The sequence below is a fragment of the Legionella worsleiensis genome (assembly GCF_001467535.1).
Classification (GTDB): Bacteria; Pseudomonadota; Gammaproteobacteria; order Legionellales; family Legionellaceae; genus Legionella; species Legionella worsleiensis.
Genome location: NZ_LNZC01000002.1, coordinates 43,341 through 68,549, shown reverse-complemented (window position 1 = coordinate 68,549; position 25,209 = coordinate 43,341). Strand labels below are relative to the sequence as shown.

The following is a 25,209-nucleotide window of genomic DNA, read 5'->3' as shown; positions in this document are numbered from 1 at the left end:
TGAGTTTATTTTTATAACCTCCGTTCGGAGTTTTTTAGATCCAGGGAAAAATCTCTAAGAAGCTCCAAAAATTCATTTCTTCAGAACTATTTCAATCCTACTATTTTTATAGTAGTATCTACTAAAAGAATAGTAGATTATGTTCTATTTAGTTTTTGGAGAAAAATATGTCCACCAAAAAAGGGTCGCAAACTTTTGCCCATGATCGCCTCCTTACAGAGGTAGAGCTTGAATTAATGAATATCATTTGGAACCTTAATAAAGTAACTATTAAAGAGGTTGTTTCACATTTGTCTAAAGAAAGACCTTTAGCATATACCACTGTAGCAACGGTAGTAAAAGTACTTGAACAAAAAGGATTTCTTGAATGCCAAAAAAACTCTTATGCTCATGTTTTTGTTCCTATTGTTACAAAGTCTGACTATGAAAGTACGTGTATTGATCACATGGTAACCAATGTTTTTGATGGTGAACCTGCCGCACTGGTGCAACGACTTTTGATGGCCAAAAAGTTACAGCATGACGACATTCAAGCCATTGAGGAAGCGCTGAAACAATTGGTAACTTCCGAACAACAAATAGAGGTCTAGTTATGTTATTCCTAGAAATTTTATTGAGTATTCATTGCTTACTTTTAGTAAGCTCATGGCTGATTGGTGGTCATTGGCTTGCGAATCAGCCGTCATTTAAACTCAAATTGGCCCGCTTGTTATTAGTCAGCTGTGTGATTTCCCCATTAATTGTTCATTGTATAAACACCACCCAAAACCCTGAACGGCATCACTATACATCCATTGATGCTTTGCAAGAGTATGTGAACCACCCCATCTTAAAGGCTAAACCTTCGCAAGAAATTCCTGAATCAGAAACCACTTTTTCAGTAGTCAATACGAGTTATTTTCAGCTCTTTTATATACTGTTTTTATTGCTCGTCTTGTTTCGAGGTTACAAGGTAGTATTGAGTTTAAGTCGCTTAAAGACTATGCTCGCTGAAGCAATTCCCTATCGAACTTCTGGTAAACTGGCTATTAAAGTCTCTGACCGTTGCCATATTCCGTTCTCAGTCGTTTTATTTAACAAAGCGTATATCGTATTACCCGTATCCCTACTTTCTTCTTCTAAGAACGTGAAGATTGCGATTGCTCATGAAGGCCAACACCACCGTAATGGTGATTGCCTATGGGCCTATTTTATCGAGATTGTGCGTATCATTTTTTTTGGCAATCCAGGTGTTACCCGATGGGGCGGTATTTTAAGCGAATTACAAGAATTTTCATGTGATGAAGTATTGGTTGCCCAGCCAAAAATTTCGGCGCATGACTATGGCCACTGTCTGTTTGATGTTGTTCAGACAGTATCTCAATGTTCTCTGTCATCTAACCGAGAAATTGCATGCACGGTGGGTATGGCTTTGGGCAAAGACAACGAAGACTGTACTTTTATCATCAGGAGAATTTCAATGTTATCAGCTTATCCACTTAAACCATCTAAATCCTTATTGTTAGGGGTTGGATTTGTGGGGTTTTCTATTTTGGCACCAATCTGTGTCGCCTATTCAGCAGTAGGATCATTGACCGGTTCTAAGGCAAAAGAAATCGATACGTCCCATTTAGATCCTAAAATGCAAAATATTGCAGAACAAGAAATTAAAACGGCGGTGGAACAATATCATGCTAAATCGGGGGTTATTGCAATCGTCAATGCAAAAACCGGTGAACTCATTGCATTTGCTGAGTCCAGTAAGAATAAAAATAAGAACAGTTGGAAGTCACGTGTTTTTTCACCTGGCTCCACGATAAAACCCTTTATTGCAGCCGTAGCAATCGATTCGGGCCATAGCTCTGAAACAAAGACCTATGATTGCCATTCACCTTATCAGATAGAGGGAAAAACATTTACAGACTACAATCCCAATATTGGTTCTGCTTCCTTAACAGAGGCTATCGCACAATCAAGTAATGTATGCCTTATTAAAGTTTCTCAAGATACTGGAGCACCAGTAATTCGTAAAAAATTAGCTGAATTTGGTTTTGACATGAACACCTGGTGGCAAGCAAATCAAAGTGATGAATTGCAACTTGCAATGGCTTCAATTGGTGAGAATATACCGGTCACGATTGACTCGTTAACAAAATCCTATGCCATTCTTGCTAACAAAGGACGTCCATTCAAAGAAGGAGAGGCACCAGTTATTTCAGAAACAACAACACGCTCAATAAATCATATCCTTGAGAATGTTGTCACAAATGGCACTGGAAAACTCGCTGCGATTCCTGGTGTTAGCGTAGCTGGTAAGACAGGAACAGTTGCAGAAAGTATTAATTTTGCTCAGGGTAAACATCTTGCCTTGTTTGCTGGATATCTACCGGTTAATGCGTCACGTTACGCTATGGTGGTCGTGATTGAAGACGGTCATTTAAGCAAAAATGGCAAAAACTTGACCTCCGGTGGTGAATTGGCTGCTCCGGTATTTCGTAAGGTTGCAATGAATAGCCTAAGTAGTCCCAAGCTATAAATCACCTATGGGTGCGACAGCGCAGCTCGTACCCATATTGATATAAATTAAAATGATGTTGGAGTTGTTATGAAGAAATCAAGCGTACTTCTATGTATGACACTATTATATTGTAGTACTACTTGGGCCCAAAGCACTTGCTTTCTGGTACAGGAAAATCAAACCGTGCTAAAGCACGAAGGTAGGGATTGCAATCAACGCTTTTCACCAGAATCAACCTTTAAAATTGCCTTGAGTCTTATGGGTTTTGATTCAGGAATATTAAAAGATAAACTTCATCCAGAATGGCCGTACAAAAAAGAATATGAACTTTATCTCAATGTATGGAAATATCCTCATAATCCGCGTACCTGGATAAGGGATTCTTGTGTATGGTATTCGCAAGTTTTAACGCAACAATTAGGCATGACCCTATTTAAGAATTATGTTGATGCATTTCACTATGGCAATCAGGATGTTTCCGGCGACAAAGGTCAGAATAATGGACTAACCCATGCCTGGCTATCAAGCTCGCTTGCTATCTCACCCAGTGAACAAATTCAGTTTCTACAAAAAATAGTCAATAAAAAATTACCTGTGAGCCCAAAAGCGCTCACTATGACTAAAGACATTTTATATATTCAAGAATTAGCGGGTGGATGGAAACTATATGGAAAAACGGGTAATGGTCGACAGTTAACAAAGGATAAAAGCCAAAAACTACCACTACAACATGGATGGTTCGTGGGTTGGATTGAGAAAGACGGTCGTGTGATTACCTTTACGAAACACATTGCGGACAGTAAAAAACATGCAACATTCGCCAGTTTCAGAGCGAAAAATGAGGCACTGAATCAATTATTTTACTTGATTAATGAATTGGAACAATAATACATGAAATTCAAAATAGCTCTATTAATAGCGCAGGCTCTTTTCCTATTTTGCTATCAGATTTTTAGTTACGCCAATGAAATAGCAATTACTTTTGACGATTTACCTGCTTCAATAGAAGAATCTATAGAGGAACAAGCTCAAATAAATCAGAGAATAGTAAATGCACTTATCAAATATAGAGTACCTGCAATTGGATTTGTGAATGAAGGGAAACTCTACGGCACTAATGAAACTCAAGAAAAAATAAATCTCTTAAAATTATGGGTAGATAACGGATTTAATTTGGGAAATCATACCTATTCGCATCCGTCCTTAAGCAGCCTCACACCCAAGAAATTTAAAGCCGAAGTGATTAATGGCTCTAAAATATCCAAACAATTAATGCAAAGTGCCGGTAGGCAGTACCACTACTTTAGACATCCCTACCTTGATACGGGTAAAACATTAGAGATTCGTTCTAAATTTGAATCGTTTTTAAAAAATGAGGGATATCTGGTTGCTCCAGTTACTATAGACACTGATGACTGGAAATTTAATCAGCAATTACATGAGTTCCCTCAGAATAAAAACAAAATCATTCAAAGTTACCTGAAGCATACCCGTGCAAAATTTGCCTTTTATGAAAGCGCATCCAAGCAAATATTTGGTAGGAATATTAATCAGATTTGGCTTCTGCATGCCAATCTTATTAATTCATTGGCCATTGAATCGCTCTTAACTATAGCAGAAGAATACGATTATCATTTTATCAGTCTTGATGATGCGTTACAGGATAAAGCCTATCTGTCCGCTGATGCCTACTATGCCCCTTTTGGTGTTTCCTGGCTTTATCGATGGGATTTTACCCGGGGGAAAGTGGTTGATTGGTCTAAAGATCCTGAACCTGATAACAATCCATTTATCACCACTAATACCATTAAATTTTATGATAAAGACCGCAAGCGCCTTATTCCAGTTAAAATTTATGTGAGTAATGAATCACAAGGGAAAGCAAATGCAGGCATCCTTAAACTACCCGTTGCCATCATTAATCACGGATACACAGTACGCAATACTGAATATTCATTTTTAGCCAATGCACTTGCAGCAAACGGTTATTTTGTTGTAAGCATCCAGCATGACTTAAAATCAGATCCTCCATTAGCTCAAACCGGCAATCTATTTGAGCGACGGAAACCCTTATGGGAGCGAGGAAGTTCTAATATACTTTACGTAATCAAAGAGCTTAACCGCATCAACCCCAGTTTAAACTTGTCTAAAGTGACATTAATTGGCCATTCTAATGGTGGTGATATTGCCATGCTCTTTGCAAGCAACTATCCTCAATTAGTGGAAAAAATTATATCGCTGGATAGCTTGCGCATGCCTTTTCCACGCACCGGATTAACACCTATTTTATCGCTACGTGGAAATGATACTAAAGCAGATGAAGGTGTACTGCCTCCTAAAAAGTCATTAAAACAATTAGCCATAACAATTATCCCACTACTTGAGGCTAAACATATCGATTTATGTGATCGTGGTTCAGAGGTAACTCAGCAACAAATTAATGATCTGATTATAAAGTTCTTACGAGACTAGTATATGAAAAAAATACTCGCATGTTTCAGTTTAGGCTGGTCCTTAAACCTTATGGCAGCAACTGACATATCGGCCATGAAACAAACCGATATTCCAGCAAAAAAATCCTCGAATGAATTGTTTTTACATCATACTTTAACCAAAGAGTTTCCTTCCAAGATCAATGGAGTCAAATATAATTTATACATCAGCCTCCCCAAAGAATACACTTCGAACAACAAAAGCTACCCAATTATTTACTTATTAGATGCTGACTACAGCTTTGCATTAGCGAAACAAATTAGTGAGCATTTATCTGATAGAAATAGAATCAGCGACTCCATTATTGTTGGGATAGCTTATGCAAATCCTAATGAGTATAAGAAAAATAGAACCAGAGATTACACACCAAGCTATGTTAGCTCAGGGGGCTATGGATCTGAATATCAAAAATACTCGGGTGGTGCCGAATCATTTTATCGATTTATTCATTCAGAACTTATTCCATATCTTCACCAGACATATAGAGTCAATCAAAACGCTACTTTTGTCGGTCATTCTTATGGTGGATTATTTGGGGTTTATTTATTAGTCCATCATCCTGAAGTATTTAATCATTACATCATCGTCAGTCCATCTCTCTGGTATGATAATCATTTGGTGTTAAAATCAGCCCAAAGAAAGCGGGATTTTAATCTACTTCAGAAAACCCGCGCTTGCTTTATTATCGGCGACCAAGAAAATAAAGGCGATTACCACATGATAGATGATTTAAAGTTATTGAACGAAACAATCATGAGCAAACCCCACAGAAATCTAAGCACTGTTTTTAATATTCTAAATGATATGGATCACGATACTGTTTTTCCAGGTGCTTTAAGTCAAGGCCTCCTCAAGTCTTCGTTTGACTCAGATAAGCGAGTAAAGGGATGAGTATTTTTTTAGAAACAAAACGACTAGTCCTTAGAGCACCAGAGTTATCTGATTTAGATGAGTTAGTAACATTGCGATCTGATTTTGAAGTAATGAAATACACTGGCGAAGGTGGGGCTCAAACAAAAGAGCAAGTGGAGGATTATTTGAATTTTGCTCTGTCCTACCAAAAAAAACATGGCATGGGATTTTATTTGGTATTCGAAAAAGAAAGCGGCAGTTTTGTAGGGGAGGCTGGTTTGTTTCATCTGTTATTTGATGACACCCAACCCGAGATTGAAGTCGGCTATCATTTACACAAAAAGTTCTGGGGAAAAGGTTATGCCACCGAATTAACAAAAACTCTAGTCCATTGGGGGTTTCAACATTTATTAATTAATAAGCTTGTTGCAGCCACTTATCCGAATCAAACTGCCTCTCAAAAAGTATTACAAAAATCTGGCTTTAATTTTAGAGGTAAAAAACAAACCTCCGATGGTATGGAGTTATTCTGGTACGAAATCTATAAGAGTGATGGCGTTGAGACTACGCACCTTCAGCTCCATAGACCAACTGCAGCAGATGCATTACTCTTACGTGCTCTTTGGCAAGACAAGCAAGTACGGCAATTTCTTGGTGGTGTAGTCTCAAATGAACTAATCGATGAAAAAATTGTTTCACTTCAAAGACATTGGGACCAACATGGCTTTGGGCAATGGTCTGTTATTGATAAAAAACAGGAGCAAGTCATCGGTATTTGTGGGCTGCATCATTCTGAAGATGGCATTGAACTTTCTTATATGTTTTTTCCTGCATCATGGGGAAAAGGACTAGCCAAAGAAGCAACATGTGCAAATCTGGATTATGGGTTTAATCAACTTAACCTGGATAAGGTCATCGCTATTACTCAGGAAGCTAATACGAACTCATGTTGCCTACTCGAGAGTATTGGTATGCGTGCTATTGATAGATTTAGACGTTTTGATACGGTTCAACTCCTTTATGAGATAACGAAAAATGAATATACAAGATAATCAAATTGCTAAACGCCTTACCAACTATAGTACCATTTCTACTGAATTGGCACTATTAAGTGACCATCGTCTCTTAGCGCTTCTTGAAAGTGCCACAACAAGTGATACGAGTACTGGCTGTACCACCGTCTCCTTGGAAATTGCCGGTACACCTATTTTTGTTAAGAAAATACGTCTAACAGACACTGAGCGACAATCTAAAAACATTAGGTCAACAGCAAACTTATATGGGTTACCATCTTACTGCCAATACGGTATGCCTGGCTCTATAGGCTCTCCGGGATTTGGTGTTTGGCGCGAACTTGCCGCGAATATAATGACGACTAATTGGGTGCTCTCAGGCGAGTGTCATAACTTTCCCCTACTGTATCACTGGCGCACTCTACCAAAACCAACTCCAAACCCACCGACTGCTGAGCAGCTAAATGAACTGGAGCGTAACACTGAATATTGGGAAGGATCGTCAGCGGTGCGTACACGTCTTTTTGAAAATTTAACAGCGTCAGCCGATATTTTATTGTTTCTTGAGCAATTCCCATCAAACGTACACGAGTGGCTACGAAAACAAATGGCTATTGGCGGCAAGGCTGCAGAGTCAGCATGCGCAATGGTGGAAAAGAATCTAAGAGAAACGACTTCTTTTATAAACTCACGTGGTTTATTGCATTTTGACGCGCATTTTTGGAATGTGCTGACTGATGGCCATAGTTTGTATTTTGCTGACTTTGGTCTGGCAACATCTAATCGATTTGAATTGTCAGAAGCCGAATTGGATTTCCTCAAGAGTCATCATAATTATGATAAGTGTTATACAGCAGCTCATTTAGTTAAATGGATATTAATGGAATTATTTGGAATAGAGAACTATAGCTCTACATTAGATGACTATGCTTGTGGAAAGGGAAAGCCTCTTGCGCCAACTATTGAAACAATAGTAATGCGTTATTTACCTATTGCGGTTGTGATGCACGAGTTCTTTCAAAAACTCAAAGAATCTACAACAACACCATATCCAACTGCTGAGCTTGAGCGAGTTTGTGCAAATATCAAAAACTTTTGAACATAGGTGTACCTAAGTGTACTGTGAATGAAATGATACCAAACAATCTGAAGAAAGAAGTTATTCAATGGGCTTGCAAATACCTTGTATCTCATGGTTATAAACTAAAAAGCAGTCTGCCAGAAATTGTGCAAAACACACCTTGGTCTTATGTCGTTCGTTTTGCAACATCTGAGGGTTGCATTTATTTGAAACACACGCCAGAATTACTTGCCTTGGAGCCAGCCATTATCCAAACATTGCGTGTTCAATTTCATGCCCCTGTTCCAAAAGTTATCGCACGCAATACTGAAATACATTGTTTTTTAATGAAAGATGCAGGTAAATCATTAAGAGAAATTCTAAAACAGAAATTTGATGAGGCGTTGCTTTGCAAAGCTATTGACCAATTTACATCACTTCAAATCGCTGTTGCAGGAAGCGTAGATGTTTTTCTTGATATTGGGGTTCCCGATTATCGACTAGATAAATTGCCTGGTTTATACAAAGAATTAATTTCAAAAAAAGATTTATTGACTGCGGAAGGACTGTCTGAAGTAGAAATTAGCCAATTAGAGGAACTACTTCCAAAGGTTTCTAGTTTGTGTAAAAAATTATCTGACTATTCTATCAAACAAACTATTGTTCAGCCTGATTTTAATGACAACAACACCCTCATAGACGATGTATCAAACATCACGATTATTGATTTGGGTGAAATAGTAATCTCGCATCCATTTTTTTCGCTACTAAACTGTTTGGAACAAATAAAAAAACATCATGGACTAACAGATAACGATGGTACGTATCTGAGGATTAAGAATGCTTGTTTTAACAATTATATAAACTTTTTTGAATCCAAAGAGCATTTGTTAGATGCTTTTATGACGGCACAATTATTAAGTAGCGTTTATGGGATATCGTACCAATATAGATTTATGTTGGCGTGTGGCAAAGAGCAACTTATATCATTCCAGCATTGGAAACTTAAGAATTTATTGAAAGAGTTTATGGCCAGATGTGTTGCGACTGCAGGGGATTGTCAGGTTTGAATTACAAGGTGTAAGAAAAGGGCACTGCTGCTTCAAGGTTGATTGAATGGTTCTTTATATGCATCGGGGAGTGAGGATTCTGCTAATGAGTCTAAATATAAAGAAGTATAGGAGTAATTTCTGTTAAGGAGGACTAAATATAATACTCACACTCTTTTTTCAGAAAGCTAAGACTATAAAAATCAATGCCTGAATTTCGGTCGCGGATTTTTATAAATTCCCTATAGTTAGCAGACTTTCTAACTTATAAACTGAAATTGAATGAGAATAAAATGTTATCTGATGACCTAAAGCAAGAATTTTACAAAGCACTATTAGAAAAAAATACCGAATATGAGGGTGTTTTTTATGTGGGTGTTAAAACAACCGGTATATTTTGCCGTCCTACCTGCCCCGCTAGAAAGCCAAAGTATGATAATTGTGAATTTTACCGCACGGCCCATGAAGCGCTTCTTGCTTCATTCAGACCTTGTATACGCTGCAAACCACTCTCTCACCCTAACCAGGTTTCAGATAGTGTTAAAAAACTTGTTGAAGCCGTAGAAGAAAATCCAGAAAAACGATGGAAGGACCGTGATTTCGAAACCTTGGCTATTGATGCGTCTACAGCTCGTAGACAATTTAAAAAGCGATTTGGTATGACCTTTGTCGAATATGCCCGAGCAAGACGTATGGGAATTGCAATGAAACAAATACGCGAAGGTGAAACAGTGATTGAAACACAACTTAATGCAGGTTACGAATCCAGCAGTGGCTTTAGAGACGCTTTCTCTAAAATCATGGGTGCTGCACCTACTCATTTAAGCAAACACTTAAATATACTAAAAGCCTCCTGGTTAGATACTGCTCTAGGCCCTATGATCGCTATTGCTAATGATGAATCCTTATATCTTTTAGAGTTTGTAGATAGGCGGGGATTGGAGCGTGAAGTAGAAAGGCTTAGAAAAAGAACCAAATCTGCAATTATACCAGGGTCAACAAAACCCATTATCTCTATTGAAACAGAATTAAAACTTTATTTTGAGGGAACATTAAAAGAATTTAAAACCCCCATCAATCTTTTAGGCAGTCCTTTCCAAAAACTAGTATGGCAAGAATTAACTCAGATCCCTTATGGAGAAACAAGAAGTTACTCAAAGCAAGCAGTAAATATGGGAAAACCTACAGTATTCAGAGCGGTTGCCAACGCAAATGGTGCGAATCAATTGGCCATAGTTATCCCCTGCCATCGGATCATTAATCTTGATGGAAGTCTCGGCGGGTATGGAGGCGGCATTGCTAGAAAAAAATGGTTAATTGAACATGAAAGGCTGAATAAATAATGAATACTATTCTCACAATAAAAAAACAATTATTGCAATCCGCTTCCGTTTCAAGCGAAAAACATGCGACCTTTTATAAAACAGGAGCTGGACATTATGCAGAACACGATCAATTTATAGGCGTCAAAGTTCCCACATTGCGTCAAATTGCTAAAACATATCAAAATTTACCACTTGAAGACATACAAACTCTTCTTGAATCCCCTTATAATGAAGAAAGATTACTTGCCTTATTCATATTGATAAGCCAGTACAAAAAAGCAGGGAAGCAGACTAAAGAAGAATTATATCAATTCTATCTGAATAACCTAAACCATATAAATAACTGGAATCTTGTAGATGCCTCAGCACACTTAATTATTGGTGCCCATCTTCTTGAAGGCAATAAAGAAATACTGTTTACTCTTGCGAAGTCAAAAATACTTTGGGAAAGGCGCATTGCTATTGTTTCAACATGGTACTTTATCCGTTATGCTGATTTAGCGTGTACCTTTAAATTGGCAACGTTCCTCCTTAATGATCAACATGATTTAATTCATAAAGCCGTGGGTTGGATGCTGAGGGAGGCCGGTAAAAAAGATCAAAACCAACTAATAGCATTTCTAAATCAATACGCCAGCCAAATGCCAAGAACCATGCTAAGATATTCCATTGAAAAATTTCCCAAGGTTCAAAGGAAAATGTATTTATCCTCAAGCTTAAAAAAACACCCTACCTCTAGTTTATAATTGCACAGATCAGTATTTTAAACCTCAATAGGTTAGGATAAACTCACTAACAGCTCAATAGATATTTAAAGTATATGGAATTAAAATGAACATAATTAATAAGTTACTTTTAACGATTTTCTTTATATTATTATCAAGTGTGTGCATGGCTTTAAGTACTGTAGAAGAATCCAACAAAGAAACAGTTTTATCTTTTTATCAATATGCACTTAATGATAAAAATTTTAGTGCTGCTAGACCTTATTTGGGTGAACACTATATTCAACATAACCCTCTTGCTCAAGATGGAATTGATGGATTAAGAAAATTTATAGAGTACTTAAACCAAACTTATCCTTACTCACATAATGAAATAAAACGTGTTTTTTCTGAAGGTGACTTTGTGATATTACATGTGCATTCAATCAAAGAGCCAGGTACACGTGGGGAGGCTATTATTGATATTTTTCGTTTAGAAAATAATAAAATTGTTGAACATTGGGATGTACATCAACTAGTGCCTGAAAAATCTGCTAATGAGAATGGTATGTTCTGATTAATAAGATGAAAAAATGCACTCTCTCTAGTTTAAACCATTGCATGAACAAGAACGAAAAATAGTTACCCTATATGCACTGATTAATAAAATCTCATGGACTTGTGAGCCGGTGCCACAAGTCATATCCAGAACCGTTTTAACTTTTTTATCTTTTAGTAATTTCTCGATCAGAGCATTTTTAGCTTCAGTTTGTTCACTTATATTATGCGCATCGAAATATTCAGGCATTTGTTGATATTCTAATGGCAAACCAAGCTTGTGTTCCTTATTGTTCATCCAAACTGTTCTCCAAGACCACTTGATGCACCTGTAATTAATGCTGTTTTACCGATTAAATCAAATAGGGACATGTTTATTGTTTTCTACTGCCTGTTAAGTTTCAACTTGAATAAGGCCTCATGATACAATATTTGGCTTTAGTATGGCTCATCTCAGAAGAAGAACATTTAAGGCGTATCACTGAACCGTCCAGAAGAGTGAGATGGAAATCAATTGATCCTCAGGATGTATACCAAACAGAGCAACTCATCACTATAGAGCATCCGCATTTATTAGAATTAGATGTGAGTCAATTGTCTGCGGCACAAGTAGCAGAAAATATTTTGAAACATATACAGAGATTAACATAATGAATATAAGTTTTGAAAAAGCCAACTTAAATCATGTCGATATTATTATCGGTTGGCTTGTTGAGCCATTTGTTCAAGAATTCTGGGACAACACACAGGGCCATAAAGATGATATTTTAAATTTCGTGAATGGCCGAAAAGAACCTTCAGACTATTGTGACGGAAAATATGTTTATTGGATAGCGAGCTCTGATGGACATCCTTCTGCAATGCTAATGACAATTCAGGCAACGACTGAAGAGGATATCGACGAAATTAAGCGTAAAACCCTAGAAGATAACCATATCAAAAGCCATTTAGAAAAGATCATTCAATGTAAATTTTCTGCAAAATAGTTTGAATTGAAAAAATGGAGCATCTGTTTTTTGTATAATCAACGAACAGAGTAATATGAGTTTAACTACGCCAAGATATCTTACCCTGTATCACATTATCCCCTATTGAAGAGGTTTACCATGCATGTTGTTTTATTATTAGGGTCATCAACCGCAGGAAAATCATCACTGTGCAGAGAGTTGGTTTTAACACACGGGTGGAAATCTTCCAGCATTGATGAAGTAGTGGGTAAGATTGTTAATCTGAGTCCGAGTGATCTAAAGTTATTAATGTTTGAGAAACTTGATAAATCGGATGTTATACAAAACCTTCAAACACTAATGACTGAAGAGGAAATTTTAACATTATGTGGTAGAGGGGTTCTTACCATATCAAAAGGAAGTCATCTAATTACGGCTCATCAATTCCCTAATCCCTCGCTTCCTAACCTCGAAGACGTCCTAATAAAAGCGGGATTTAAGGCCGAAGCAACCAAACTGGCTAAAAACTTACGTCTTGTTACCGAGATTGGTGATGCTATGGCGAGGCTTTATGATGAGGTGTTCGATAAAGGTAATTCCGGGGAATCCATTGTTATTGATCTTGTACCAAACCCAGATGGTAGTGCTAAAGAATGTTTAGAGTATTTTCAAAAGCGTGCTCAACAATATTGTGAAGAAAATCCAAATGAAGCGTTAACCACATCTGTAGTATTTGCTTACTGTCCTATGCAGAAATTAAGTGAACGTATTCAAGAACGAAATCGTAAAGCGGACATCGATAATCCTATGGATAAACGGATAGGATTATTTCCCTTTCATCAGTTAGCAACGTTAGTCACGGCAGATAAATTATTTGATGATTCTTCTGAGCATATTCTCTCAAGAAATGAATTGTTTTATATGGTCAATAAACATGCCAATACGGATAAAAATGGTGATCCATTATTTTTAGAAAACCCTGTTGACCCTGACGTACTACAACAAAGTTACGACGAAGAAATTCAGATAGTAACTAACTCAGACAGTGTGGTCAAACTGCAACTTAACGATGATAGGCTGAAATTAACCTCTGATGATTTACCACGCATAGGCTCTAAAAAAACCATTGAGGAGTATAGTAAGCTGGCTAATCGGTTTGGTTTTTTTGAAAATCAAGAACGTGCTTCGCTCAATATTCCAGAAGGAATAGACTTTGATGCTGTTATTAATACTGCAAAAGGAAATCCTACTACGCTGGCTAACGAATTTTTAGAGAAATGGGAAAAAAGTAAAATATCATCTGAACGTGTTTCAACACTATAAAGCTGTGCGTATTATTGCAATATTTTAATACCGCCACTTGAATTGTAAAAAAGAAAAGGAAATGTCTTTCTTGATGGAATTAAATCGAACCAAAAATGGACATTAAACAGTCCGATTCGTCATTTGAACCAAGCCTGGCCTCTATAACCTTAAACCATATAAAAAATGAGGCAGGCTATTTTTAAACATTGTTTCAAGGAGTTTAAAAAAAATAGACTATTATATTAATAAGTATACAAATATAGACAAATTAAAATGACAATTAATATAAGAAGTCAATTAACGGATCTGATCGTAAAAAGATTAAATGAAACTAAAGAGCACTTGAAACAAGAATTTTTCCTTGAGCATCATATAAAAGTTGCCCGTCACTTTACACTTGATAATCTTCTTCCAACTGAAATTGCTGAGAGAATATACACTAACTTTCCTAAACCAAGCCAAATGCATCTATTAAATATTCCTGGAAAATTAAAGTTGAAATATAGCCACTTAAAAGATGTATCCAGTTTATTGCAAGATATTAATTTTGCGATTCAAGACCCTCAAGTTGTCGCTTTGATTGAAGAGATAACAGAGATTAAAAACCAAGTTCCTGATCCATCACAGTATGCTGGTGGAATTAGCACTTTACTCAAAGGATATCGTCTGAATCCTCATTTAGATAATTCACATGATGTAGACAGAAAACACTATCGAACGGTAAATGTACTGTATTATGTGTCTCCTAATTGGCGACTCGAGAATGGTGGAAATTATGAATTATGGGATAAAGAAATTAAAAATCGCATTATTGTCCCTAGTCTTTTTAATCGTCTGCTTGTGATGGAAACAAATCGAACATCTTGGCATGCTGTTAATCCTGTTCTATGTAACGCGCCTCGATGTTGTGTGTTTAATTACTTTTTTTCTGAGCAATCTCCTGAAAGTGAAGAGTATTTTTTTAATGGAAATTCATTTAGAGCGCGACCCGAACAAAAAATTCTTCGTGCAATTGAACGTGTCAAGAACACATTCATAAGAAGATGAAGCTTTATCAATGCAACTTGATACACACTAGGAAGCATTGAACGATGTTGAGAAAAGGAACAAATAAATGTTATTGGCTTTGGTTGTTCTTTTGGGTGCTATTATCGTCCTCTTTTCAGAGGAGTTTATCAAATCCTTTAAAAAACTATGGGCAATAAAAGGAGCTAAGTTACTTCTGCCACTGTTTGCTGCTTCTTGGTTTATCTATACTTTTGATTTTTGGTTTTTGTGGGTAATCTTTTATTTGAGTGAATTTTTGCACTTTATACTGACCTTTTTAATAAGGCTTATGCCTTTTCAGCAAGGTGCAAAATCCGTAGCATTAGTCATCTTATTAATTTTCTTTTCTGTTGTTCCTGTGCTGATTATTGATTTATTTACTCGAAGGAAAAACTATAAGGGTTATCAATACCCTTATATAACAAGTACAATAATCTGGATATTATGCGTTGCTCTATTAATAATAGTCTAATTGTCTTAGCTCTTTGCCTAAGAAAATTTTTAAAGAATAAGTGAATAAATAAGTAAAAGAACTCGCTGAGTTTTAATCGATTTTAATCGAATCATCACCATTTTTTTGACCTAAAACATTTAATACATAGTCCCAAATTTTACTTGACACATTAATTCGCTCCCCATCAGAAGGGTTAAGATGCAAATCGATATAGGGAAAGCTATTGCTTTCAATAATTCCAAATTGTTGCTTATGCCATGGAAGAGAAATATCCTGACAAATAAAATCAAGGCCTGTAAGTGGTATATTTAGCATTTTATGTACTCTTTCCAATAACAGTTTGTTCTCTGGGTGCATCAAATCGGTAACGTTACTAATTTTTGCACCACTACCCATAGTCACTTTTTTTGAAATAAAAATTTGTTGTCCATTGTTTAGTACCGTGTTAAGAGTAACTCCCTGGACTTCTAAGTTTTTCGTCAAGTAACTATCTGGGTTGGTTTTAAACAAGAGTTTGCCACCCTCTTCTTTCCCAGTAGCTTTATTTTTTTTAGCAATTAATTCTTGGAGAGTACAGACACCATTACCAATAACGCTGCCAGGTTGGCGCATAACACAAGCTATTAATGATTCATTAATAATCAATGACCGATATACATTACCAGGAATGTGTTGCTCAACCAGTACGCGAAAATCAACTTGTTTTACTATTTTAATGGCATCTTCTAATTCCTTTGGTGTTTGAATATTACATAAGGCATGAATACTTAGGGAGGCGGATACTGGTTTTACAGCAAGAGGAAATCCTAATTTAATGCCGTACTTATAAGCTTTTTTACTGGAAATAAAAGCCATCCCTACAGGACAGGGTATTTTATTGTTTAATAACTTTTTTTTAAAAATCCATTTGTTGTCGTATTTGATATCATTATCAAAAAACTGATTTTTTTGATAAATAAGGGAGATAGGGGTCTGCGTAAAATAATATTTTTTTGTATTGAGTACCAACATGAAATACAACGTATGTAAGTTCGACTCCTTAAAGTTGTATAGTTCTAAACCCCTTGTATGCGCTTCATCCCATAGTGCAAGTACGCTATTATTAAATTGGTTCCTATCAATGATATTGGTTTTGGTAAATAAATTTAATTTTTGAAAAATATTAATGGATGCCCTATTTAATAGATTATCGAATCGTAAAAAATCATTCTCTGAGAGGAGAAATATTTTAGATAAAACATAGATCAATGGATTGAATATACAATAATCGAATATACTAAAAAATTTCCTTCTAACATGACAGCGTTTTTCAGGATAGCAATGCTCACAATTTTTATCATCCATCACCGTATACTCCCTTATAGGTATGGTGTCATCTCAAAATGTAATAACACTTTTATTTAAATCCGTCTTCCCGACCTTTTTATTCGTAATAGTAGTTTCTTCGTAACTTCCCAGCTACCCCAATGTAAGAAAAGGGATATTTGAGGTAAAAATGTGTGTAAAAACCTTTCCATGAGCTTAGACTAGCTTGTTTCTCATGGATTGTGAAATTAAAATTCAGATAAACTCTAGGTAATTAGTTTAAAAAGACTTACCTATGAGAAACCCTGATTTAAATCCACAATAATTATCCTGTTGATTTTTTTCTCTTCTTTTTTCAGGTGTCAAAAATCCTAAAGTTAATGTTTTTGCTTTTGGTAAAGAGGTGGTTAGTGGTGCTGATTCTTCACTAGTAGTTCCTTTTTCTAATTCTTTTGATGTATCTGGTTTTTCTTCAATCTTAGGCGAAGTTTTCTTTAAGCAATTGGAGTTTACCCCATGGAAATTAGTTATCCCTCCTAGCTCATCAAAATTCCGTGCAAATCCATAGGTTTGAAAAAAGTAATTAAACACGTTTTCTATCTCTACTTCTGGAGATATGATTGAATCTGCTAGAATATGTCCATTATGCGAATTGGCAAAATAAACTACAGCCGACTTGTCTTCTAAATTCATTGCCACCCACGCTCTCCATTCATTCATATCACCGGAATGATAGGCTCTGCTTGCACGATAGCTAAGTCCTGTTACAGATGTAATCAATTTTAATTCATTCCCTTCAGCTAATTTATAAGACTCGGTACATTTTGCTTTCAGCCTGTTAAAATCATCCTGATTGCTCTCAGTCAATTCAATTTTATTAACAGTTCGACTGGTTTGATCCGCATAAAAAAGCACATCATTAAATAAAATAACCGCGTTTCTATCCTCCAATAAGCTTTCTATGCAATCAAAGGAGAACTGGCTCGGATCAGTTGTCATTTTAATAAGACCGCACCCACATTGCTCATTGGTTTGTAGTCCAAAACCTAACCCCCATGCCACATGGTTTCGATCCTGTTCTAATCTGTTTGCCTCTATTGGCCAGTTCCCAGGCAAATAATCATTGTTCATGAAGACATTGGGTTGAAATGCATACTGTAGCTCTTCATCATTCAACCAGGCTACTATAAATTTGGCATAATCACTTGGCGTTGTATATAGGCTATTTGCTGCTTGCGGAAATTTGCTTTTATCGGTGTGAAAACTGCTGTGCTTCATGTTTAAAGCTTTTTCCCCCAAAATGTGTTCTTGGGCAAGTGTTTCAAGATTTGAGCCAGTTAGTGCCTCGATGACTTCTTGCAAGTAAGCAATTCCTGGACCTGAATAGGCATACTTTGTGCCAGGGTCAAACTGAAATTCAATGAGCCCTTTGCTCTCATCATGCGTAATAGGTAACCCTGTCGTGTGGGATAATACCATCTCTGCGGTCAAAAGCTTGGCCTTATCTTCATCTTCTTTACGGAATTTTTTTAGTATATCTGGGAAAACTTCGTAGAGAGGGGTTTTTAAATCAAATTTAGCGTTAAATTGTCCTAGTCCAGATTGGGCTTCATTCGCATTATTTGCTGCTATTAATTTTAATACTAAATAGGCAAATACGGGTTTACTAAGCGATGCGGCTCCAAAAACTGTTTCAGAAGTTACTTCCATGGAGGGACTTGAGTGAAGATGGTCTGTAATCGAGGTAATCTCACTTAATTGATCATCGGATAAGATATCTATTTGTTCGTCTTTGGCGAAACTTTCACGTAATTCTTCTAACTGATATTCATCCAGTTCAAGCTTATGAAGTTTATCCTTCGATTTGTTATAATAAAGCAAGCCTTCTTCGGTAAGGATGTAATACGATTTATAGAATTTGCTTTGCTCTTCTATCGTTTTAGCCACAGACATCTTTAATAAACCACATTGGGTTGAGCTGACAGTGCCTTTAACTAGTGGCGGAGAAATAATTCCTTCATGATTTACCGTGACAACCGATATGCCTGGAATACCGGATTTTTTCATCACCTCTTCCAATTTCATTTCTGATGCAGGAGCAGTTGCTTTTTGTTTCTTCTCTATAATTGGCTGAAATGCCAGATCGAGAAAGTGGTAAGCAACGTGCCCTCGTTCTTTATCGAATTTAAGGCGAAAATTTAGATTGTTTTCTGGTGAAAAAATATTCTTACCAACAGGAATAAGCTTATAACTTTGCCCGAATGATTGTAGCTTGAGTGACTCTCCTTCAAGTGTTATTTCATGAGGTCCATATTTGCCCGTATATTCCTGTAATTTTTCTTTACATACGTCACGCGGATGATCCAAATCATTTAACCATGCAAGGTGTTTTTGGATCTGTTGCTCAGAGTCTAAATCTTGAACCAGTGCTTGATTGAATTTGATTATGGCGGTTTTATAATCACCATTTAATTCAGCGATTATTCCTTCCTGTTGCTCTTTCCAACCTGGCCTATCATAACATTCGATGCGTTGAGTCAGTTCAGAAGTGTATTTAGGCTCCAATTCAATGGCCTTGAGCAATTGGATTTTTGCAGTGACATAATCACCTCGTGACTCAGCCAGTAAGCCTTCATGTCGTTCTTTATAACCTGGTTTATCATATGGTGTATAATCATATTTGCCACAAAGGTAATCGAGACCTTTTGTTAAACCAACATGAGGGGTTACTATTTCTTTGACAAGAGATAAACCATTTTGGCTGTTAGCAAAATAACAAATTGCTGAACCAGTTTCAGGGTTTATTGCAACAAATGCCTTCGTTCCTGGTGTGTCTCCCCAATGGAATGCCAATGTTCCTTCCTCTGTTTTCTCTAAACCCCATCCTAATCCCCAACACACGGATTGTACTATTTCTTGAGGAATCTCTTTCTTTCTTGCTAGTTCATCTTTTTCTGTTGAGACCAGCTCTTTCATTGCTGTCTTTCTCAGCGTTTGCTCTTTGAGTAATGCCATGACAAATTGTGCATAATCATATGCCGTAGTTTGTAACGAACCAGCAGCAGTTGATTCGTCTCTATACGGTTGAGGCTGCATTAGTTCATTATGACGGGAGGCAAATTGTGTTCCTGGTTCAAACCGAGCACGTTCAAAGTGACTGTTTTTCATTCCAAGTGGTGTAAATACATATTCTTGTGCAAGCGTTTCAAGACTTTTACCCGTTTTTGCTTCAATTACTTTCTGTAAATAGTGATACCCCTCACCAGAATAATAGTATTTATCGCCCGGTTTGGATTGGAACTCAAGTTGATTATTACCAGGCTCCCAGTTAGGCAATCCTGTTTGATGCGACAAAATCATTTGTGGCGTTAAAGACACTACCTTTTCTTTATCCTCACTCTTAAATCGTCCATATTCTATTTCAGGCAATGATTGGGTTAGGAAATCTGGTGGCAGTTGATCTTTTTCTATCAGTTTTAATACTAAATAAGCAAACAATGGTTTGCTCAATGAACACGCCTCAAATACAGTAGACTCATCAACAGAATCTCCAAAATCCATATCAGAAATACCAAGAGCACCGTTCCAAGAAAGTGTTCCATCAGAAATAGTGGCAATGGATATTCCAGGAATGTAGGCTTTTTTCATCAAGTCGTGCAACATCACTTTTTTTTCTGAATCAACGGGTGTTAAAGAGGGTTGCTCTTTTGCTCCACCTGTTTTTTCATGATCTGTTTCTAGTTGAGATTTTGGTAAAGTATGTTTAAACAATAAGGTTTGATCCCCATGGATGGAAAGGATTTCCACGAGATCTCTTTTGAAACTTATTTTAAACGATGGATCCTCTTCAGGCAGAAATTCGGTCTCTGATATTCGCACAAGCTTTGTTTCAATATTAAAACGCCGACATATCAAGCTGCCTTCTCTTAGGTAAACCTCTGCTTCATCGTTATAGTTTCCTACAAAAGTTTCCAATGGAGAGGTAAATTCTTTTTTTTCTGGAGAGGATATTTGATGAACTGCATTCGACCATTCCAAACGCCTTAGCTCAATGGCCTTTTCAAAATAATGTCTCGCCTCTTCAAGTCTGCCCTCATCTTCAGAAATCTTACCTGCAATGGTTTCTTGCCATCCTGGCTCATCGCTTTGACTAAAACTCATATATTTAAAGAGCTCTTGCATGTCACCAATAGGAGGTAAATTAGGAGAGTTCAAAATTTGAGTTGCAATACTCATCCCATTTTCTGAGTTTGTAAAAAATACCGCACCTTTTTTTTCTGTAACATTTAGTGCAATAAAAGATCGTGTATTAGGATTTGCACCCCATTGATAGGCAATGACTGCATCTTTATTTTTATAAAGATGCCAACCCAACCCACATGTATTCGCAATACTGTAAGCACTTTTTGGCTCAAATGCCTGTTTTATTATTGGATCATCCATACTATCCAACCAAGCACTCATAAATTTTGAAAAATCATTAGCCGTTGTAAGCAGTGATGCGGCAGAATGAAGTGGTGGCTCTATTTCTAATATGGGAGTCGATTTTTCCAGCTGAGTATGAACCACTACAATATTTTTGTCGTCTTCTGGTTGTGGCCGGAACGTAGAGCGACCCATTCTTAGAGGTTCAAAAACATATTCTTTAGCCAGTGTCTCTAAATTTTTACCCGTTTTTGTCTCAATGACTTTTTGTAAGTAAAGAAACGCTTCGCCTGAATACGAATATCCCGTACCTAGATCTGATTTAGGATCAAACGTTAGTGTAGAAGATAAATCTGGACTCCAATTAGGTAAGCCTGTGGTATGTGATAATACATGTCGCGCTGTTAATTGTGTGGCTTTTTCAGGATATTCACCATGTACCTTGAATCGTTCATATTCCTGACCTTCTTGTTGCAGAATAGAAAGTAATGGATCATCCAAATCAATTTGCTTCTCTTTGACCAGCTGTAACACCAAATAAGTAAATACAATTTTACTCAGTGAAGAGGCTGGAAATCTCGTATTACCATCTACGGTATTTTCAGTACCTGTAGATTGACCATTTTTTTTGCCAAGAGCAAGAGAAGTTCTTACCAATTCATGTTTGTGTTGTTCTTTGGATTCGACATAAGCATAACTTACAGCTGGAGTATGAGCAGAATCGATTATTTTTTGTAGTTGCCCCTTATTAAGTACAAAAGTTGTGAGTTCCTGGTGGAGCATTATTTTTTTATCATGCATGCTTTTTTGGTCTATGATGGCTTTTTTTGAGTCGGCTACCCGTTTGGCATCATCCTCATTTTCAGGCAAGATAATGGGTAATTGACTCACAGTATCCAGATAATTTTTAAGTGCTGTTGGTGGCTGACCATGCTTGATGTATTCCTCAGCGATTAGAGAGTATGTCCAAAAATCTCTGAAATTAAAACTAAGCTCACCCCGATGTTCTTGGAGAATTTTATCCATTTTTTCAAAATCTCCATGCCGCGCATAGGCAAGCATTCGTTCTCCTACTGATAATTCTTGAGAGATTCTCAATAAATCGTTTGAATCGATCGTGATATCATGAATAACTGGCTCCAAGCCAAGTTTCATGGCACATACATTGACTGCCCTAATGTTTGCCGGTGAAAAATAAGCATGAGTAAAATTAACAAAACTCGTCAAATCTACTTCTTTTCCAGAATGTAATGTATCAAATAACTCCTGCGTGTATTTTCCAGTATCATGCTTAATCGCACTGCCTACTTTAAACTGCCAATCACCCTGTTCGTCTTTAAAAAACAGAATGTTTTCAAATCCCATGGCATCCAGGATAATATTGGTCTTTTGATAAAAATCACGATAATGATCTAAAAATTCAATCATAACTTCACGGAGTTTGGGATCACTATCCAAACGTTGCAAAATGGCACCGATTCGTTCATCAATGATCGCATAACCATTAAGCTCAAAATCTACTCCAGCCTCGTCTTTTTGAATAAGCGCTTTATGTGCCTTATCGAACAAATCCTGGTTATGCTCCATTAAGTAAATGTCAAGTTCCGCAGGTTCTATTTTAAAATCAAATTTTACTTTAGATTTGAAGCATTTCTCATAGGGAACAATTGATAATGCTGCACTTTGAGGCTCTTTTCCAGTAAGTAGTACGTGACAAGTAATATGTTGTTCCCGGATGCATCGTTGTTTTCCATCCTTGTCAAAGCAATCGTATAAAACAGCATATTTTTTCTCTAACTCTTCAAGTTCCATAGGATTGGGATTTTGTTTCATTAATTTAATAACAAAAGACGCATCTGGAAATCGATAAAGTACATGAGTCCCGCCTTCAGCGATACGCTCAGCTTTAGTTAAATCAATTGCACCAGATTCAGTCTTTGGTACTGAGTGAACGAGATCGTGTTGTGCCCATTCACCTGAATTTTTTTTAACTGATAGAATTTGAGCTATCTCTGTATTGGAGGTGGACATAAAAGGAAAACCAAAATAGAAGTGTTGAGCACATTTTAAACTAAAAAGTTTGCGATCACATTGGATGATGGTTTTTTTACGGTTTTTTTACAGCTCAAATTGTTTTCTTATGATTTGTTCCTATGACTTTCTTGCTCATCGCCTAAGAGGGTCGTCAAACTGGTACATTACCTATCAACGAGTTTGACTTGCGCCCACCATTATTGCTGCATCAATAGCGCTAGATAGAGCCAATTTAAACCAAAAATAATGCGTCACTTGGAAAAAATTGCAGAACTATGTGCATCATGACCCATACAGGGTGTTATTAATCATCTGAAGAGAACCTACAATATTGACCGCTAGAATTCCACCAAACACATGCATTAAACCCTTTCCAGTTGCTCCTGGTTGCCCACCCGAAGATGCAGCGCGTGCAATCAATACCCACCCTCTTACAAAAGCAATCAGGCCGATGACTTGAATAATAATAGTCAACGGCCTTCCAACGACACTTCCACTACCAAATAATGTATTAAGAGCCGAATTACCGCTGTTTACCGGTGCATATTGAAGAACATTTTGATAACCAAAAGAAGATTGCATGAATATTGCAAAAGTCGTTGGAAAATAAATCAGCATTGCACCCACTAACAGATAGGTTATTGGTTCTTTAGCATTGGTACTACTCGATTGCATTGTTCGTTGTTCACCATATTGCTTTAAACAATAGACACCCTTAAATAAAAAGGCGCAACCGATAAGATAGGCTCCTCCGGTAATCAAGCGCTCTACAGGAAGCAAGTTATTTGCAATATTATTTAATACATCGACCTGACTCGATATCCAGCATGCCACTGTCCCGCCTGTACATGTACCAGCCATATAGAACCTCAACTATTTTCTTAGCTAAACCTAATTATTCGTGAGCGCGTTAATACCCATCACCCTTCCACCGATCACCCCATACCTTGCAATTTCTGTTTCTTCTCTTACAGTTAAGTTTAGAACAATTATGCCCATTTGTTTTGTACAACCAATGAGTACTACTCAACATCAATTTTTGATTTAAATTAAATCAAAATAATTAAAATATAACATTATTTGACAGGAATTTTGCAGATAACTTAATATTTGTGTATAATTATCTTACTTATTTATAAACTTTAATTTGGTATCCTTCATGAAAAAAGACAAAGAGAAAGAAAAACGTCAGCCCATCCCTGAACCAACCACAGCAGGTGGAGCAAAAGAACAAACCTCTTCAGCTTCAATAACGTTACAACTATTGAACAAAGAAAAAGAAAAAATTAAAGAGGTAGAAAAAAAAGAGTCTGCTGCTGAAGGAGCAAAATCACGCTGTCGGACTTGTTTTAAAGAAATAGCCCCTACCCGTCGTTGTTTCGGACATGGTGGTGGAGGCGGTGGAGGTGATGGTGGTTCTGGTAAGACATCCGAGGAAAAAGCAAGTCCTGGGGAAGATAAATCTCTAACTAAATCAGGCAATGTAGTAGAGACTACGGATGAATTGGGCGAGTTTGCTTCAATGGGAGATAGTGAAACACTTGATTTAGAGTCTAGTTTTGACCCAGAAATAATTGCGGATTTGATCGCCAAAGGACTATTGCTGGTTGATAGTGATCGCGATTCAATGACCCTTACCATTAAATTGCTTTGTGAGCCTAATGCATTAACTGAAGAACAAAGAGAAGAATTAAAAAAATTCATGGAAGCGATTATAAAAGAATTTAATGAGTTTAAAGAAGAAAATAATCTTTCCGATGATTGTATGCAAATGATTCAAGATGAGGAAGGAAACATACTTTCTCTTCGTATTACCATGCCCACATTAGCCTTATACGATGCATTTATCCAACGGCTAGCAAATAATTTAGTGCCCATATCCAATCCGAAAGCACAAGAAAAGGATGAAGTCACGAAAGATCAAAGTCATGCTCCAAATCCACTTTCGATGGAACCCAAGCATTCTAATAAAGATAAACCCACTAAACGAGAAGAAATTGAGCCTAATAAGGATATAGAACCTAAAAAGGCGGAGGAAGAGGAGCAAGAAATCTTTAACCCATCTCCCTTTAATATGAAACCTCGGTAAAATAAGTGCGAATAAAAATAATGTCTTACTTTTATTCGCATCTATTAAAAAT

At 36.8% G+C, this 25,209-nt stretch carries 21 protein-coding genes; 17 read left to right on the top strand and 4 right to left on the bottom strand.

Annotation, left to right across the window (positions count from 1 at the left end; translation table 11 throughout):
- The first annotated feature begins 167 nt into the window (after positions 1 to 167).
- The 11 genes from Lwor_RS00665 to Lwor_RS00615 all read left to right on the top strand — a co-directional run bounded on the left by Lwor_RS00665 (position 168) and on the right by Lwor_RS00615 (position 11,570).
- Positions 168 to 590 carry a BlaI/MecI/CopY family transcriptional regulator gene (locus Lwor_RS00665; RefSeq protein ID WP_058491797.1) on the top strand — a complete coding sequence of 141 codons (423 nt, stop codon included), beginning with the start codon at positions 168 to 170 and terminating at the stop codon, positions 588 to 590.
- Between the two features lie 2 nt (positions 591 to 592).
- Positions 593 to 2,515 (top strand): M56 family metallopeptidase, encoded by a 1,923-nt coding sequence (locus tag Lwor_RS00660; protein WP_058491796.1) that lies wholly within the window; start codon positions 593 to 595, stop codon positions 2,513 to 2,515.
- Positions 2,516 to 2,584: 69 nt separating this feature from the next.
- Positions 2,585 to 3,385, top strand: a complete 801-nt coding sequence (gene blaOXA, locus Lwor_RS00655) for a class D beta-lactamase (protein ID WP_058491795.1) — start codon at positions 2,585 to 2,587, stop codon at positions 3,383 to 3,385.
- A gap of 3 nt (positions 3,386 to 3,388) precedes the next feature.
- Complete coding sequence (locus Lwor_RS00650; RefSeq protein WP_058491794.1) at positions 3,389 to 4,969, top strand: alpha/beta fold hydrolase; 1,581 nt, start codon at positions 3,389 to 3,391, stop codon at positions 4,967 to 4,969.
- Between the two features lie 3 nt (positions 4,970 to 4,972).
- Complete coding sequence (locus Lwor_RS00645) at positions 4,973 to 5,881, top strand: alpha/beta hydrolase (protein ID WP_058491792.1); 909 nt, start codon at positions 4,973 to 4,975, stop codon at positions 5,879 to 5,881.
- On the top strand, positions 5,878 to 6,894 hold the full coding sequence (locus Lwor_RS00640; RefSeq protein WP_058491786.1) for a GNAT family N-acetyltransferase: 1,017 nt from the start codon (positions 5,878 to 5,880) through the stop codon (positions 6,892 to 6,894). Before Lwor_RS00645 ends, Lwor_RS00640 begins: the two co-directional genes overlap by 4 nt.
- On the top strand, positions 6,878 to 7,954 hold the full coding sequence (locus Lwor_RS00635) for a hypothetical protein (RefSeq protein WP_058491784.1): 1,077 nt from the start codon (positions 6,878 to 6,880) through the stop codon (positions 7,952 to 7,954). Before Lwor_RS00640 ends, Lwor_RS00635 begins: the two co-directional genes overlap by 17 nt.
- A gap of 32 nt (positions 7,955 to 7,986) precedes the next feature.
- Entirely contained in the window at positions 7,987 to 8,985 is a 999-nt protein-coding gene (locus tag Lwor_RS00630; protein WP_058492203.1) for a toprim domain-containing protein, read from the top strand.
- 272 nt (positions 8,986 to 9,257) lie between these two features.
- Positions 9,258 to 10,307 (top strand): bifunctional transcriptional activator/DNA repair enzyme AdaA, encoded by a 1,050-nt coding sequence (locus tag Lwor_RS00625; RefSeq protein ID WP_058491782.1) that lies wholly within the window; start codon positions 9,258 to 9,260, stop codon positions 10,305 to 10,307.
- A complete protein-coding gene (locus Lwor_RS00620) occupies positions 10,307 to 11,035 on the top strand; it encodes a DNA alkylation repair protein (RefSeq protein WP_065235824.1) in 729 nt (242 codons plus the stop codon). The genes Lwor_RS00625 and Lwor_RS00620 overlap by 1 nt, the downstream gene beginning before the upstream one ends.
- Before the next feature lie 85 nt (positions 11,036 to 11,120).
- Entirely contained in the window at positions 11,121 to 11,570 is a 450-nt protein-coding gene (locus Lwor_RS00615) for a nuclear transport factor 2 family protein (RefSeq protein ID WP_058491780.1), read from the top strand.
- A gap of 27 nt (positions 11,571 to 11,597) precedes the next feature.
- Here Lwor_RS00615 and Lwor_RS00610 read toward each other — a convergent pair whose 3' ends face one another.
- Positions 11,598 to 11,849, bottom strand: a complete 252-nt coding sequence (locus Lwor_RS00610; protein WP_058491779.1) for a type I restriction-modification system subunit M — start codon at positions 11,847 to 11,849, stop codon at positions 11,598 to 11,600.
- A 122-nt stretch (positions 11,850 to 11,971) separates the two neighbouring features.
- Between Lwor_RS00610 and Lwor_RS00605 the strand changes: the two genes are divergently transcribed.
- From Lwor_RS00605 to Lwor_RS00585, 5 genes are all read left to right on the top strand, one after another.
- Positions 11,972 to 12,202, top strand: coding sequence for a hypothetical protein (locus Lwor_RS00605; protein ID WP_058491778.1), 231 nt, complete (start codon positions 11,972 to 11,974; stop codon positions 12,200 to 12,202).
- The gene (locus Lwor_RS00600; protein ID WP_238584589.1) at positions 12,202 to 12,537 is read left to right on the top strand and encodes a hypothetical protein; all 336 of its coding nucleotides are present in this window, start codon (positions 12,202 to 12,204) and stop codon (positions 12,535 to 12,537) included. Before Lwor_RS00605 ends, Lwor_RS00600 begins: the two co-directional genes overlap by 1 nt.
- A gap of 120 nt (positions 12,538 to 12,657) precedes the next feature.
- Complete coding sequence (locus tag Lwor_RS00595; protein ID WP_058491777.1) at positions 12,658 to 13,821, top strand: hypothetical protein; 1,164 nt, start codon at positions 12,658 to 12,660, stop codon at positions 13,819 to 13,821.
- Between the two features lie 255 nt (positions 13,822 to 14,076).
- The gene (locus Lwor_RS00590) at positions 14,077 to 14,850 is read left to right on the top strand and encodes a 2OG-Fe(II) oxygenase (protein WP_058491775.1); all 774 of its coding nucleotides are present in this window, start codon (positions 14,077 to 14,079) and stop codon (positions 14,848 to 14,850) included.
- 67 nt (positions 14,851 to 14,917) lie between these two features.
- Positions 14,918 to 15,322, top strand: a complete 405-nt coding sequence (locus tag Lwor_RS00585) for a hypothetical protein (RefSeq protein ID WP_058491773.1) — start codon at positions 14,918 to 14,920, stop codon at positions 15,320 to 15,322.
- A gap of 72 nt (positions 15,323 to 15,394) precedes the next feature.
- Here the strand turns inward: Lwor_RS00585 and Lwor_RS00580 are convergent, their stop codons facing one another.
- From Lwor_RS00580 to Lwor_RS00570, 3 genes are all read right to left on the bottom strand, one after another.
- The gene (locus Lwor_RS00580) at positions 15,395 to 16,648 is read right to left on the bottom strand and encodes a hypothetical protein (RefSeq protein ID WP_058491771.1); all 1,254 of its coding nucleotides are present in this window, start codon (positions 16,646 to 16,648) and stop codon (positions 15,395 to 15,397) included.
- A 240-nt stretch (positions 16,649 to 16,888) separates the two neighbouring features.
- Entirely contained in the window at positions 16,889 to 21,904 is a 5,016-nt protein-coding gene (locus Lwor_RS00575; RefSeq protein ID WP_420798139.1) for a serine hydrolase domain-containing protein, read from the bottom strand.
- Between the two features lie 1,446 nt (positions 21,905 to 23,350).
- Positions 23,351 to 23,929 carry a hypothetical protein gene (locus Lwor_RS00570; RefSeq protein WP_058491767.1) on the bottom strand — a complete coding sequence of 193 codons (579 nt, stop codon included), beginning with the start codon at positions 23,927 to 23,929 and terminating at the stop codon, positions 23,351 to 23,353.
- A gap of 298 nt (positions 23,930 to 24,227) precedes the next feature.
- Between Lwor_RS00570 and Lwor_RS00565 the strand changes: the two genes are divergently transcribed.
- The gene (locus Lwor_RS00565) at positions 24,228 to 25,157 is read left to right on the top strand and encodes a hypothetical protein (RefSeq protein WP_058491765.1); all 930 of its coding nucleotides are present in this window, start codon (positions 24,228 to 24,230) and stop codon (positions 25,155 to 25,157) included.
- Positions 25,158 to 25,209: the final 52 nt, after the last annotated feature.